12 protein-coding genes and 1 pseudogene are annotated in these 14,018 nt (G+C 68.7%); 7 read left to right on the top strand and 6 right to left on the bottom strand.

The features are described from left to right. Positions 1–10 precede the first annotated feature (10 nt). Positions 11–1,669 (top strand): acyl-CoA dehydrogenase family protein, encoded by a 1,659-nt coding sequence (locus ACTHL4_RS05730; RefSeq protein ID WP_440281781.1) that lies wholly within the window; start codon positions 11–13, stop codon positions 1,667–1,669. 1 nt (position 1,670) lies between these two features. Here the strand turns inward: ACTHL4_RS05730 and ACTHL4_RS05725 are convergent, their stop codons facing one another. After that, the gene (locus ACTHL4_RS05725; RefSeq protein ID WP_440281780.1) at positions 1,671–2,285 is read right to left on the bottom strand and encodes a TetR/AcrR family transcriptional regulator; all 615 of its coding nucleotides are present in this window, start codon (positions 2,283–2,285) and stop codon (positions 1,671–1,673) included. 137 nt (positions 2,286–2,422) lie between these two features. Here ACTHL4_RS05725 and ACTHL4_RS05720 point away from each other — a divergent pair, with 137 nt between their 5' ends. Then, positions 2,423–3,166 carry a DUF981 family protein gene (locus tag ACTHL4_RS05720; RefSeq protein ID WP_440281779.1) on the top strand — a complete coding sequence of 248 codons (744 nt, stop codon included), beginning with the start codon at positions 2,423–2,425 and terminating at the stop codon, positions 3,164–3,166. 116 nt (positions 3,167–3,282) lie between these two features. On the opposite strand, the gene ACTHL4_RS05715 is transcribed toward ACTHL4_RS05720, so the two are convergent. From ACTHL4_RS05715 to ACTHL4_RS05705, 3 genes are read right to left on the bottom strand one after another with little or no spacing between them, the layout of a single operon-like run. Next, a complete protein-coding gene (locus ACTHL4_RS05715; RefSeq protein WP_440281778.1) occupies positions 3,283–4,965 on the bottom strand; it encodes a phospholipase C in 1,683 nt (560 codons plus the stop codon). Between the two features lie 37 nt (positions 4,966–5,002). Beyond that, positions 5,003–6,220: a Dyp-type peroxidase gene (locus ACTHL4_RS05710; RefSeq protein WP_440281777.1), complete on the bottom strand. Its 1,218-nt coding sequence runs from the start codon at positions 6,218–6,220 to the stop codon at positions 5,003–5,005. Further along, the gene (locus ACTHL4_RS05705) at positions 6,217–7,257 is read right to left on the bottom strand and encodes an imelysin family protein (RefSeq protein WP_440281776.1); all 1,041 of its coding nucleotides are present in this window, start codon (positions 7,255–7,257) and stop codon (positions 6,217–6,219) included. The genes ACTHL4_RS05710 and ACTHL4_RS05705 overlap by 4 nt, the downstream gene beginning before the upstream one ends. A gap of 234 nt (positions 7,258–7,491) precedes the next feature. Between ACTHL4_RS05705 and ACTHL4_RS05700 the strand changes: the two genes are divergently transcribed. The 4 genes from ACTHL4_RS05700 (at position 7,492) to ACTHL4_RS05685 (ending at position 11,423) form a co-directional block, all read left to right on the top strand. Next, the gene (locus tag ACTHL4_RS05700; RefSeq protein WP_440281775.1) at positions 7,492–9,267 is read left to right on the top strand and encodes a proline--tRNA ligase; all 1,776 of its coding nucleotides are present in this window, start codon (positions 7,492–7,494) and stop codon (positions 9,265–9,267) included. Beyond that, entirely contained in the window at positions 9,264–10,010 is a 747-nt protein-coding gene (locus tag ACTHL4_RS05695; protein ID WP_440281774.1) for an HAD family hydrolase, read from the top strand. Before ACTHL4_RS05700 ends, ACTHL4_RS05695 begins: the two co-directional genes overlap by 4 nt. A gap of 9 nt (positions 10,011–10,019) precedes the next feature. Beyond that, positions 10,020–10,532: a MauE/DoxX family redox-associated membrane protein gene (locus ACTHL4_RS05690; protein ID WP_440281773.1), complete on the top strand. Its 513-nt coding sequence runs from the start codon at positions 10,020–10,022 to the stop codon at positions 10,530–10,532. 111 nt (positions 10,533–10,643) lie between these two features. Further along, positions 10,644–11,423, top strand: coding sequence for a DsbA family protein (locus ACTHL4_RS05685; protein ID WP_440281772.1), 780 nt, complete (start codon positions 10,644–10,646; stop codon positions 11,421–11,423). A gap of 50 nt (positions 11,424–11,473) precedes the next feature. On the opposite strand, the gene ACTHL4_RS05680 is transcribed toward ACTHL4_RS05685, so the two are convergent. Next, positions 11,474–12,481, bottom strand: coding sequence for an aminoglycoside phosphotransferase family protein (locus tag ACTHL4_RS05680; RefSeq protein WP_440281771.1), 1,008 nt, complete (start codon positions 12,479–12,481; stop codon positions 11,474–11,476). A 3-nt stretch (positions 12,482–12,484) separates the two neighbouring features. Beyond that, positions 12,485–13,405, bottom strand: a complete 921-nt coding sequence (locus tag ACTHL4_RS05675) for a DUF4439 domain-containing protein (protein ID WP_440281770.1) — start codon at positions 13,403–13,405, stop codon at positions 12,485–12,487. Positions 13,406–13,521: 116 nt separating this feature from the next. Between ACTHL4_RS05675 and ACTHL4_RS05670 the strand changes: the two are divergent. Further along, positions 13,522–14,018: pseudogene (locus ACTHL4_RS05670) on the top strand (nitrite/sulfite reductase); the annotation flags it as partial.

Here is a 14,018-nt window from a genome sequence, read left to right as displayed (position 1 = left end):
TCTGTCACGCATGGCGGACTCCACTGATCCCTTCGCCCGGAAGCCCGGCAATCAGTCCCCGGTGCTGGTCGGCCACAACACCGTCACCGGGGATGCGGCGCTGACAGCTGCGGTGCGTGCCCTGGCCGGCGCAGCTGCCGATCGGGTGCTTGCCTCGCTCGCGCCGGTCGGGCAACTGGCCGGTTCGGCGGAGGCTCGCGAACACGGGATGCTCGCCAATGCGCAGGAGCCGGTCTTCCGCCCGGTCGATCGCTTCGGTGCGCGTGTCGATGAGGTCGACTTCCACCCGAGCTGGCACTGGATGCTCGACAAGGGTGTCGGCTTCGGACTGACCGGTGCGCCGTGGACATCGGCCGAACCGATGCAGCACCTGCGGCGGGCAGCGGCATACATCGCGTGGAGCGCGATCGAGCCGGGGCACGGATGCCCGATGACGATGACCTACGCCGCGGTGCCCGCGCTCCGTGCCGACGCTGCACTTGCCGACGAGCTCACGCCCGGATTGTCTTCCACCACCTACGATTTCGGCCTGCGTGAACCCACCGGCAAGCGTGGTCTGCTCGCGGGCATGGGTATGACGGAGAAGCAGGGCGGCTCCGATGTGCGCACCAACACGACCGTGGCCGCTCCGACGGCTGACGGCAGCTACCGGCTGACCGGTCACAAGTGGTTCACCTCCGCCCCGATGAACGACCTCTTCCTGGTGCTCGCTCAGGCACCGGGCGGCCTGACCTGTTTCGTGGTGCCACGCGTGCTGCCGGACGGCAGCCGCAACCCGCTGCACATCGTGCGCTTGAAGGACAAGCTGGGCAATCGGTCGAACGCGTCCAGCGAGTTGGAGTTCGCCGGCGTCCACGCCCGCCGGCTCGGTGACGAGGGCGCCGGCGTGCGCACCATCATCGAGATGGTCGCCGCGACCCGGCTGGATTGCGTGCTCGGGTCCTCGGCGCTCATGCGCCGCAGCCTCGCCGAGGCGATCTGGCATGCGCAGCATCGCAGCGCGTTCGGCGGCCTGCTGGTCGACAAACCGGCGATGAGCAACGTGCTGGCCGATCTCGCCCTCGAGTCCGAGGCGGCCACGGCGCTCGGTCTGCGCCTCGCGCGGGCGCTCGAGACGCCGGACGACCCGGCGCAGCGTGCCCTGCGCCGCATCGGCTTGCCGTTGGCGAAGTTCTGGGTGTGCAAGCGCACGCCGTTCCACGTGGCGGAAGCGCTGGAGGTGCTCGGCGGCAACGGTTACGTCGAGGACTCCGGCCTGCCGATGCTTTTCCGCGAGTCGCCGCTCAACTCCATCTGGGAGGGCAGTGGCAACGTCAACGCACTGGACGTGCTGCGGGTGCTGCAGCGTCAGCCGGAGGGGATCGATGCCTGGCGCGACGAGGTCGAGCAGGCCGGAGTCGCGGAGCTGCACGACGGTGTCACTGAAGTGCTGAAAACCATTGCTGACCTGGGAGATACGTCCAGCGCCGAGTATGTCGCCCGCTGGCTCGCGGCACGCATGGCGGTGCTTGTGCAAGCCAGTCTGCTGGTCCGGCAGTCGCCGACCGAGGTCGCGGAGGCATTCCTGGCTTCCCGGGTGCTGGGCCGGCACGCCGGAGTTTTCGGCACCTTGCCCCCCGGACTCGACACCGCATCGATCGTGCGGCGTGCGCAACCCGTCGCCGGGTGACTCAAACCTCGATCAGGGACACCAGTCGGGCCACCATTGCGGTGGCGTAGGGCACCGGGTCGTCCTCGCCCGCGGCGCCATACAGCAGGGCGCCGTCGATCGACAGCGCGATGAGCTCGAGGTCGGCCTCCGACACGTGGCGGGCCGACGGGTTGCACTTGGTCAGGACCGTGCCCAACGCAGCCAGCAACCTTGGCCGGTGCGCACGCATGATCGAGGCGAGGCCGGGCTCGCGGGTCGCGGAGATCATCGGCTCCAGCCGGACCGGGACCACGTCCGCGGTCAGCCGCGGGTAGTACAGCGTCTCCAGGAGCAGTTGTGCTGTCCGGGTCGCACCGCGGCGGCGCCGAGTCAGCTCGGCGGCAAACTGTTCCGCGCCGGACGCGCGCAGCTCCTCGGCAGCCGAGACCGCCTGCGCGTAGAGCTCCTCACGGCTGGGGAAGTAGTACGTCGCGGAGCCGGCGGCCACTCCCGCGGCGGTGGCGACGCGACGGTGGGTGACCGCCGCCGGGCCCTCCTCGATCAGTAGCCGCGCGGCTGCCGACCGCATCGCCTCCTGTTTGGCCGTGCTGCGTGCCTGTCGGGTATGACGCCGGGCGGCAGAGGAGTTCGCCATACCCGCATCGTATGCCGCCCGGCGTGCGGGAATACCTACACACATGTATAGGTTTTAGCTGATGACGTGCGACGACGCACGCAGCACGACGAAAGTAGGTGGGAACGGTGCACGCGGCATCGATTCAGTTGGCAGGTATGCAGACGGCGGACAAAGGCCTGAAGATCGACTGGGCGAACATGCCCACGTACAACACGATCATGGCGGTGGCGGCCGGGGTCGGCCTGCTGACGCTGGTGCTCTTCGCCCGGGAACTGATCCGGTCGCCCCGTGAGCTGAGCACTGACGGGTGGGCGCTCAACTTCGGGGTGCTGGGGCTGATCCTCAGCACGACGGGGCTGCACATGACCCTGACCTGGCCGTTGGCGGCCGGCGGGTTCCCCTTCGACAACATCATCTTCGGCGAGACCAGCCTCGGCTTCGGTGTGTTGCTGCTGGCCGCCGCGCTCTATCTGTGGCGCCGTGGTGCCGGTCTGATCGAACGTGCCGCGCAGGGGCCGGCCAGCGCACTCCGCGCGGCGGCGCGGGTCGCCGGTCCGCTGAGTGCCTTCATCGGCTTCCTCGGGCTGTCGATGCTGGCGATCGGGTCCGCCGGCATCCGGTACAAGCTGTTCGCCGCACCGGCGCAGGAGCCGATCTCCGGCGCGTTCGCCGATCACCCGATGATCGAGGCGACCTTCATGTCGTTGCTGCTGGCGCTCGTCGGGATCGGTGCGATCGCGTTCCCCTTCGCGGTGCGTGCCGTCCGTGAGCGTGTCGACACGACAGCGGTTGCGCTGCGCATTACCGGCTGGTCGTGGGCCGTGGCCGGCGTCGTCTTCGCACTCTTCGGCGCGATGAACTTCTTCACCCACATCGGTCTCATCGTCAACACGATGTGACGGAGCGGCTGACAGATGCGCTCAGGGCGAGTAACCGACGACCGTCGTCGGTTGCTCGCCCCGAGAGCGACTTTCAGGCGAGGAGGTCGCTACTGTCGCGACTTCCTCGGCGCGCGTCAGGCGTGCCCGTGCCCGTTTCCGTGCGCCTTTCCATGCCCGTGGTGTTTCGCCGGGGGAGTCACGCTCTTGACCGAGCCGTCCTGGTTCAGCAGCACGGTGGACGCCTTCGGCCGCCCGAAGCTGAGCAGCGAGGCGAACGAGTGCGCGCGTGCGTCGAACGAACCGTTGCCCAGCTGCGGCAACTTCCAGTTCTGTTCGACGAACTTGATGACCGAGGCCTGCTCCAGCGGCTGGTGGCTGATCGAGTTGACCTTCGAGTAGGGCGAGATCACGAGGAACGGCAGCCGCGGTCCGGGACCGCACCGGTCGTCCTGCGGGCCACTCGCGGTGACCGGTTCCTTGACCCGGGTGCACATCGGCTCGTTGAGGTTCGTGTCGCGCGCACCGGTGCGGATCGTGGCGAATTGGTGGTCGTACCAGCCGTCCGAATCGTCATACGTGACAACGATCGCCGTGCTCTTCCACTCCGGCGACTGCTGGATGGCGTTGATCTCGTTCACCAGGAAGTGCTGCTCGTCGATCGGATCCGAGTAGCCGGCGTGACCGTCCTGGTAGGACGGCGCCTTCAGGAACGACACCGCCGGCATGTTGCCGTGCTTGAGCGCGTCGTTGAACCAGGTCAGGTCGTACTGGTGGTTGGCCTGCCCGTCGTGACCGACCTCGGCGAGCGACTTCGGGGGCAGGTGGTGTGGGTTGGACGTGGACTTGTAATAGGCGAAGGGGTTGTGGTGCGGGCTGTAGTCCACCGACGTGCCGCCGCCGACGTTGGCGTGCGCGGTGGTGCACTGCGCGTAGCTGCCGTCTCCGGCGTACGCCGTGTTCGGCGTGAACCCGCCCTGGAACCAACCCCACGAGATGCCGGCGGAGCTCAACTCGTCGCCGATGTTCTTGCCCTGCATGACACCGAGGTTGTTGGTCGAGGTGTGGTTGTGGTCCGAACAGTCGTCGAAGGCGGGGTCCGGGTCGTTGGTCATGGTGCCCACGCCGTGCGCGTCGGGCGTGGAGACGACGTAACTGTCCGACGTCGGTTCGCCGGTCCTGGGATCGACCGCATGGATGCCCCAGGTGTTGCCGGACGCCAGATTGATCGCACCGGGCGAGGACGGCCCGTAGTTCGAGCCGTACATGTTGTCGCTCATCGCGTAGTGCTGCGCGTAGTTCCACATCCCGGTGACGGTGTTGCCGTCGAAGTAGCCCATCGCCAGTCCGGGCGCGCCGAACTCCCCGGTGCAGGTGTCGACACTGGTGTTCTCGATGACCTTGTCGTTCTTGCCGCCGTCGGCCGCCTTCTGTTCCGGGGTGTAGGCGTGGTTCTGGTCGCAGGTGACCGCCTGGTCCGGAGAGAGACGGAACGGCTTGTAGAGATTGGGATTGGAGCGGATCAGGCCGGCGTTCTGCTCGGTGTCGGCGCGTGGCGTATGACGGGCTGCGGTGAACTTCGTGCCGTCGGTGTTGGCGGCGTGCGGGTAGGTGCCGAAGTAGTGGTCGAACGACACGTTCTCGTCGAACAGGACGACCAGATGCTTGATCGGCGTGGTGGTGCGGGCGGCCTGATGACGCGAATGTGATGGAGGCGGCGTCGCGGCGTGCGCGCTGGACTGCAGCGCGACGGTGGCACCTGCGGCGACGATCACCGCACTCGTCGACGCAGCGACGAGCAGTGCAGGCTTCTTGTGCACGATCTGTTCCTTCCGTGATGCGTGGTGGGGGACACGACTACGCCAGTAGGGCACTGCCGTAGAAGTCTGTGGCGTCGCGCACTCCTGGCAGCGCGAAGAAGTAGCCGCCGCCGACCGGGGTGATGTAGTCGACCAGCGGCTCGCCGGCGAGGCGGCGTTGGACGGTCACGAACTGCCGGTCCAGGTCCGCGTTGAACGCCCCGAACATCAGGCCCATGTCCAGGTTGCCGACCGAATCAACGCCGGCGTCATACGAATAGGACCGGCGCAGGAACTGCGACGCAGCGGTCGCCGGGGTGCGCGGATTGGCCATCCGGATGTGGCTGTCCAGCGGTATGGCGCTGCCGTTCGGGTCGTTCCGGTAGTCCGGCAGCGACTCTTCACGTCCGCCGGTCAGTGGCGCGCCGCTGTCCTTGCGCCGTCCGAACATCCGCTCCTGCTCGGAGGTGGAGACCCGGTCCCAGAACTCGACCAGCATCCGGATCCGGCGCATGACGTAGTAGCTGCCGCCGGCGGCCCAGGCCGGCTCGCCGGCGCCGGCCCAGACCAGTGAGCGCATCTGCCGGTCGTCGCTCGGATCGGGTCCGGCGATGCCGTCCTTGAAGCCCAGCAGGTTGCGCGGCTGACCGGTCGGCCGCGGTGGTGGGGTGAATCCGTCCTGCTTCCAACGGATCTGCATCGAACCACGGGTGGCTCGGCAGACCTCCCGCAGCGCGTTGGTCACGACGTCCCGGTCCTGGCTCTGCAACGTCACCAACAGGTCCCCGCCGCACCAGGCCGGGTCGAGCTGATCGTCGGGGAAGGTGTCCATGGCACGCAGCCGTCGCGGTTTCGCGCCGGCGAGCCCGAATCGTTCGGTGAAGACCTCCGCGCCGAGGGCGACGACGGATTCGAGTGCGTGAGTGGGCACATCCGGACCGAGCAGGCCGGTGCCGGCGGTCGTGGTGATGCCCGGCGACGCGGCGGCACCGCCGGCCGTCACGGACCGGAGCGTGTCGGTGAGTGTCCGCAGCAGTGCGGCGAGCCCGGACCGGGTGCCGGTCGTCAGGTCGAACGCCACGATGGTCGCCGCCGGCAGTGGCTGACCGAGCACACCGCTTTGATGTATGCCGTGGAACGGCGCGAGCCGGCGTCCCGCGGCGGGCGCCGGCGCGTCGGCGAGGGCACGTCCGGCGGTGGCGGCGACCGCGACGGCCCCGGCGCCGCCGGTGAGGACCCCGGCGCGAAGCATCGACCTGCGACTGACGTCGTTCATGTGATCCTGGGTTCGAGGATGGTGGGGACGGGTGCGAGCAGCTCGGCGAGCTGCGCGATGTCGCTGTCCACGAGTTCGTGGCCGGCGTCGGGGGCGCCAGGGGCCCATCGGTGCTGTCCGCGAATGTCCGTGCGAGCCTTGGCGATCTGGCGCTGAACCGCCGGCAGCCCCGGGTATCGCGGCGCCAGCAGAGGCTGCAGCATCGTCAGCAGTTCGGTGGTGCCGTCCAGTTGCGCGAGAGCATCGGCCAGTTGCACGTGTGCGCCGTAGTCCGCGTGGCCGGTGAGTGTCTGCTGCAGGGTGTCCTCGGTGATCTCGTGGGTGCGCCGAACGATGTCCAGCGGCTGGAACTGGGTGCGCTTCAGGTGCCGGTCCAACGACCCGAGGTCTCTCTCGAGCCTCAGCGACGCCCGGGCCAGTGCCGTCGGCGTCTGGCCGTGCCAGAGGCCGTACTCGATGCGCAGCAGCCCGGTCCATCGCGGGTCCTGCACGCCCCTGGGCAGTCCGAGCGGGTCGCCGGCGATCGCGTCGCCGAGGTCGCCGAACGCGCCATACGCACCGCCCATCGTGTTCCACATGCGATTCGCCGTGCGCCAGGCCGCCCGCGCGGAGCCGCGATCACCCGAACTCAGCGCTGCGGACAAAGTCTTCGCCTGTCCGCGTAGGACCGTCAGCCGGCCCTCGACCCAGCGTTGGTAGGCGATCACCCTCGGTGCCAGATCGGCGGAGGTCACCGGCCGCACGCCACGGACGCCTGCTGCCGCGCCACTGACCGACACCTCCGGACCGTGCACCGGCGTGCCGTCGTTGACCGAACAGACCACGTGGTAGCTGCCTGCCGAGAGCCTGGTGCGCAGGACTGCGGTGGCGCCGGGTGCGAGGGGATCGATCTCGCCGTACAGCTTGCCGTCGGCGTCGGCCAGGTAGACCTCTTCGGCATTCACGTCGGTGTTGCGCACCTGCACCTGCACGAGGCCGGCTGCCGCGTGCGTCCAGCCCGCTCCGCAGTGGCTGCGGGAGGCCTGGACCATCGGCATCGCAGGGGCAGCCGAGGCCGTCGATCCCGACACGTCTTCGGTCTGACAACCCGACAGCGAGATCACGGCGACGCTCAGCGCGGCGAGTGGCCACATTCTTGGCGGCACTCTCGTCACGGTAGTGCTCGCGCGGTGACCAGGTGAGCTTCCGGACCGGCCAATGTGAGCGCCGCCGTCCGCGACCGGGTCGGTATCCTTGCGCGCAACCCACCGCACGTATCCGAAGGAGCCCCCGTGGCACTGCGTATGTCGACCCTGTTCCTGCGAACCCTGCGCGAGGACCCGGCCGACGCGGAGCTGCCGGGCCACAAGCTGTTGGTCCGCGCGGGCTACATCCGTCGGGTAGCGCCCGGCATCTACACCTGGCTGCCGCTCGGCATGCGCGTCCTGGGCAAGGTCGAGGGCATCATCCGCGAGGAGATGGAACGCATCGGCAGCCAGGAGGTGAAGTTCCCGGCCCTGTTGCCGCGGGAGCCCTACGAGGCGACCAACCGCTGGACCGAATACGGCGACAACCTCTTCCGGCTCAAGGATCGCAAGGACGCCGACATGTTGCTCGGCCCCACGCACGAGGAGATGTTCTGCCTAACCGTCAAGGACATGTACTCCTCGTACAAGGACCTGCCGCTGGCGCTCTTCCAGATCCAGAACAAGTACCGCGACGAGGCCCGCCCGCGGGCCGGCATCCTGCGTGGCCGCGAGTTCATCATGAAGGACTCCTACTCCTTCGACGTCGACCATGCCGGCCTGCAGAAGGCGTATGACGCCCACCGCGACGCCTACATCCGCATCTTCGACCGGCTCGGCTTCGAGTACGTGATCGTCAAGGCGGACTCCGGCGCCATGGGCGGCTCCGCCTCCGAGGAGTTCCTGGCGGTCAGCCCGCACGGCGAGGACACCTTCGTCCGCGACGACAGTGGGTATGCCGCCAACGTCGAGGCCGTCGAGATCGCGCAGGCCCCCGAGGTGGCGGTGACCGCCGGGCCCGCGCACGTGGAGCCCACCCCGGACACTCCCACGATCGAGACGCTGGTCACCGCGCTGAACAAGGATCACGCGCGCGCCGACGGCCGGGACTGGACCGCTGCCGACACGCTGAAGAACGTCATCGTGATGCTCGAGCACCCCGACGGCACACGCGAGCCGCTGGCCATCGGGCTGCCCGGCGACCGCGAGGTGGACGCCAAGCGCCTGGAGGTCAAGGTCGCGCCCGCCGAGGTCGCCGCGTTCGAGGAGAAGGACTTCGCGGCATACCCCGTGCTGGCGAAGGGCTACATCGGTCCCGGCGTCCTCGGCGAGGGAAACGCCAGCGGGATCCGCTACCTGCTCGACCCGTCCGTCGCCGTGGGGTCGGCATGGGTCACCGGCGCGGACCGGGCCGGCCACCACGTGATCGACCTGGTGCACGGACGCGACTTCACCGCCGACGGCACGATCCAGGCGGCTGAGATCCGCGAGGGGGACGCCTCGCCGACGGGGCACGGCACGCTGAAGCTGTCCCGTGGCATCGAGATGGGGCACATCTTCCAACTCGGCACGAAGTATGCCGAGGCGCTCGGCCTGAAGGTGCTGGACGAGAACGGCAAGCTGGTCACCGTCACGATGGGTTCGTACGGCGTGGGCGTGACGCGTGCGGTCGGGGCGATCGCCGAGGACAACCTGGACGAGATCGGTCTCATCTGGCCGCGCAACGTCGCGCCCGCCGACGTGCACGTCGTGGCGACCGGCAAGAACGAGGCGGTCTTCGTCAAGGCCGAGGACATCGTCCGCGAGCTGGAGGCGGCAGGGATCGACGTGCTCTTCGACGACCGGCGCAAGGTGTCCCCGGGCGTGAAGTTCAAGGACTCCGAATTGATCGGTGTCCCGACGATTCTCGTCATCGGCAAGGGCCTGGCCGACGGTGTGGTCGAGCTGAAGGACCGGCGCTCCGGTGATCGCCGCGAGGTCGCGGTCGACGACGTGGTCACCGAGGTGACTCGCGAGATCGCCGAGGGAACTCCGACGTTGTGAGCAACGTCGAAGCCGTCATCTTCGACTGGGGCGGCACGCTGACGCCCTGGCACGACATCGATTTCGAGGCCGAGGCGATGTCCTACGCCGCCGCCTACGGCGACCCGGCGCTCGCGCAGCGGCTGCTGGAGGCGACCGCCGTGGCGTGGGCTCGCGCTCGCACCGAGCACAGCAGCGCCCGGATCGAGGAGATCCTCGTCGAAGCCGGGGCGGACCTGCGCGGCGGCTCGCACCCGGCGGCGCTGGCGGCATACCGCGCGTTCTGGGAGCCGCACACGCAGATCGACCCGCAGGTCCAGCAGGTGTGGCAAGGGTTGCGCGCCAAGGGGATTCGCGTGGGTGTGCTGTCCAACACGATCTGGGACCGCGACTACCACCGCGCGCTGTTCGAGCGTGATGGCGTGCTCGAGCTGATCGACGGGGACGTCTACTCCAGCGAGATCCCGTGGGTCAAGCCGCACCACGAGGCCTTCCGCGCGGCCGCCGACGCGGTGCGAGCCGACCCCGCGAAGTGCGTGTATGTCGGTGACCGCCTCTTCGAGGACGTCCACGGACCGCAGCAGGTCGGCATGCGCGCCATCTGGATTCCGCACTCGGTGCTGCCGCAGGAGCAGATCGTGGTGACCGCGGCGCGGCCCGACGCGGTCGCGCACGAGCTGCTCGACGTGCTGGCCGTCGTCGGCGGCTGGCTGGCGGACCGCGGGCCCGCCCGTCGGCACGGCTCGGACAGCGAAGTCGTTTAGTCTGTCGGCGTGGCAGAGCAGACCGAGTCGGTGTCGTCGCAGGTGAGCGCGACGACGAAGTGGCACCAGCACCCCGCGATGGATTGGATCGGCGTGGCGGCTCGGCTGATCCTCGGCGTCACCTATCTGGTCGCCGGCGTGCTCAAGGCGCGTGATCTGCAGACGACCCGGTTGGACACGCAGGCGTTCCGCATCCTGTCCTATGACCTGTCCAACATCTGGGGCACGGTGATGCCGTTCGTCGAGATCATCCTGGGCCTGTTGCTGATCGCCGGTCTGATGACCCGGATGACGGCGGTGCTCGGCGGGTTGCTGATGATCGCCTTCATCATCGGCATCAGCTCGGTGTGGGCGCGCGGGATCGTGATCCAGTGCGGTTGTTTCGGCAGCAACGGGAAGTTGCCGACCACGGCGGCATACAAGTGGGACATCCTGCGCGACGTCGGCCTCCTGCTGTGCGCTGCCTGGCTGGTGATCTGGCCGCGCACCCGACTCAGCGCCGACCGCGCACTGTGGGGTTGAGCGCAGCTTCGCCGCCACACCCGCCGCGACCGAACCACAGTGCGTTCCTGATCGTTGCCATGACGGCGAAGTGATCGCAGATTCACACACAACGACAGTTAAGGTGACTCCATGCCACGCCCTGATGCCTCGCAGAGACTTGCTGCCACCAAGCCCAAGGACGGACCGTCCAAGGGACTCATCGGTGGCGTCATCGCCACCATCCTGGTGGTGGTCGTCGTCGTGGCGGTGTTCGTGACCCAGGCGAACAAGAGCGGCTCCTACTCGGGCCCGGTGCCCAAGGGCGGCACCTCCAACGCCGAGGGTCTGCGTGCCTATCCGGACGTGAAGCTGCAGTCCGGCGCGCCCACGGTGGACATCTACGAGGACTTTCAGTGCCCGATCTGCAACGAGTTGGAGAAGGCCAACGGTGAGCAGATCCTGCAGCAGGCCAAGACGGGCAAGATCAAGCTGGTGTGGCACCTCATGACGTTCCTCGAGGACAACATGAGCAACCAGCCGGCGTCCACGATCGCAGCCAACGGCCTCTACTGCGCCGCCGACGCTGGCAAGGCCGCCGAGTACCACAAGGCGACCTTCGCCGGGCAGCGTCCCGAGCAGCAGGAGGCGCAGGGCGACACCTTCACCAAGGCGGACCTGAAGAAGTCCGGCAAGCAGGCCGGCATCACCGGAGCCGCGCTGACCAAGTTCAACTCGTGCGTCGACAAGGGCACCTACAACAAGTACGTCAAGGCGACCGCCGACAACGCCACGAAGAACGGCGTCACCGGCACTCCGACGCTGTTCATCAACGGCAAGGAGTTGTCGTCGAGCAAGAACGCGACCGAGTACTCCCAGTTGCTGAGCACCAAGGACACCTTCGACAAGGTGCTGGCCAAGCTGACGAAGTAGGACCACTCGAGGCGGCGGCCACACCTTCACGGTGTGGCCGCCGTTTGTGTTCAGGCGGTCATCGCTTTCGCGGCAGCGATCCATTGGGAGAGCTCCGCCTGCCCGGGCTGCGGCTCCTGCGCCTCCCATATCGCGTTGGTGACCAGGCGCACGAAGCTCCATGCCATCGCCCGATCCTCGTCGAGGCCCGCGGCGTCGCAAACCAGGCCGACGCGCAGACGTAGGTGGGTGCGCAGATTCGTCGCGGCGGCCGCCTCGTCCCAGCGGTTCCACAGCACGGGCGCGACGGCGAAGGCCCACTCGCCGGACAACGGCTTGGGGTCGATCGCCAGCCATGGCTCGCGCTCGGCCGCCAGGACGTTCTGGAAGTGCAGGTCCTGGTGGATCAGGCGACCGTCGCAGCCGTCGCGCAGGTCGCCCAGAGTCGCGGCGGCCTGTTCCGTGAGACGGCGCGGGACGAGCGGCGAACCATTGCGGCACAACGGGATCCATCGCTCGATCTCATCGCTCAGCCTGGTGAACTGCGGCGTCGCGGACCGGTCCAGGCGGCGCATCAGACCACCGATCGTCTCGCACGCCTCGAGCAGCCCGGTCGAGTCGAGGTTCCGGTCGTGCAGCAGCGGTTCGAGCAGCATCGCCCAACGCGGGGGATCGGCCGCCAGCAGCCGCACCGCACCGTCACCACCCCATGCCTGCAGCGCCAGGTGCTCCAGCCTGGCCTCCTCGTGCGGCCAGCTGACCTTGAGCACGACCGGCTGCCCGTCCCGGTGGCACGGTATGACCACGGCGCACACGCCGTGCCAGACCGGGCCGTCGGCCACCAGACCCCAGGCGCCGGCCAGCTCGGCCACCTGCCCGGGCAGCCGGGCCAGCCAGTCCTCGCCGCTGACCGCGGGCTCGGCGGCGCGGCCTCGGACGATCTGCCGGAACGCGGCCGGGATGCTCGGTCCGAAGTCGTCGAGGTTGGTCGAGTGCCGGGGGAGCGAAGCGGAGGAGGTGTATCGAGACCCGCCTGAAGTGGTCCCGATACACGGATTTCCCCCGCTGCGCTCCGCCATCCGCTACTCGACCGACTTGAGTCCGGGGAAGGGCGTCGGCGCGGCGCCCCACCGCCACCACTGTTCCGTGGCGTCCGCCCACAGGTTGGTGAGTCCGATGAAGGAGGTGTGGTCGGCGCTGGTGGCGACGACCTGGTCGGCGCAGGCTGTGACCAGGTCGTGCAGGACTCGTTGGGCGAGCTGCCGACGCCGGGCGTCCGATGTCGGCTGGACGGGCAGCGCGTAGCCGTCGGGAGGCAGCGGCAGGTCGCTGCCCAGGGCCGCTTCAAAGCGCGCTCGCGTCGCGTGCAGCATCGTCACGGTGTCCTCCGCGCGGGTGCGCTGGTCGAGCGGTGTCTTGGCGACGATCACCTCCAGCGCGTAGGTCGCCGCGCGCAGTGCGGGCAGGATCGCTTGCGCCACAGCGGCTTTCGGCACCGTGGCGCCACTGACCTCGACCCCGTGGCCCAGCAGGGAGGCACCGGCGTTCTGGGTCACCGCGACCGCCGCCGCCATCGGCAGGTTCCGGTGGGACAGGTCTGCGAGGGTGCCGACCGCGCGGGCACCAGCCTGCTCGAACCTGAACAGTGCGCCGGGATCGACCGCCGGACCGCTGGGCGCAGCTGTGCTTGCCGAAGGCGTCATGCCCTGGGTGGCCATCACGGCGGTGACCCTGGTCCGCTGGGCGCGATGGAGGGCCGCCAGCTTCGCCGCCCAGGCGGCCGTGTCGGTCGCGGCGGCGTTGATCGATGCATCGAGCGAGTCGAGCAGTCGGCGCAGCACGGTTTGGTCCGGCGGTGGGCCCTGCGTCTTGATGCCGGGGATGTGAGGCGCGTCACGTTCGAGCCGTATGCCGCAGCCGGTCAGCGTGGCGACGCAGCCGGCGAGGGCCGCGCCCAGCACGGCGCGCCGGCGCACGGTGGCGTGCTGGGAGGCGCTGGGCATGGTCGCATCCTCGCACGCGCGAGCCGGCTGTCGGCGCAGCGACCGGTCCCGTCGGGTCGTGTCACTCTCTGAACATCATTTGACGTTTTGCATCGGCAAATGGAACGTTATGGGACGTGGTGACCAAGACCAACGGACAGTGGGCGCTCGGTGAGCACGAGCCGCTGAACCATAACGAGGCATACAAGCGCGACGACGACGGTCTCAACGTGCGGGCGCGGATCGAGGAGACCTACGCCCGTGAGGGTTTCGCGTCGATCCCGGCCGATGACCTACGCGGGCGAATGCGCTGGTGGGGTCTCTACACCCAACGCCGCGACGGGATCCCGGGTGGCCAGACGGCGACCCTGTCGCCGGAGGAGCTGGAGGCGCCGTACTTCATGATGCGCGTGCGCATCGACGGCGGGAAGCTGTCCACCGAGCAGGTGCGGGTGATCGCCGGCATCTCCCAGGAGTTCGCACGGAACACCGCGGACATCACCGATCGCGGGAATGTGCAGTTCCACTGGATCGAGATCGAGAACGTGCCGGAGATCTGGCGACGTGTCGCGGGCGGCGGCCGCCCGTCCACCGGCGGGTGCGGGGGCGGGACCCCCCGGGGGGGTGGGTGTAC

This window comes from Flexivirga sp. (assembly GCF_051955415.1).
Classification (GTDB): domain Bacteria; phylum Actinomycetota; class Actinomycetes; order Actinomycetales; family Dermatophilaceae; genus Flexivirga.
The sequence above is the reverse complement of the archived record's forward strand: the minus strand, read 5'-3'. Positions and strand labels throughout refer to the sequence as shown.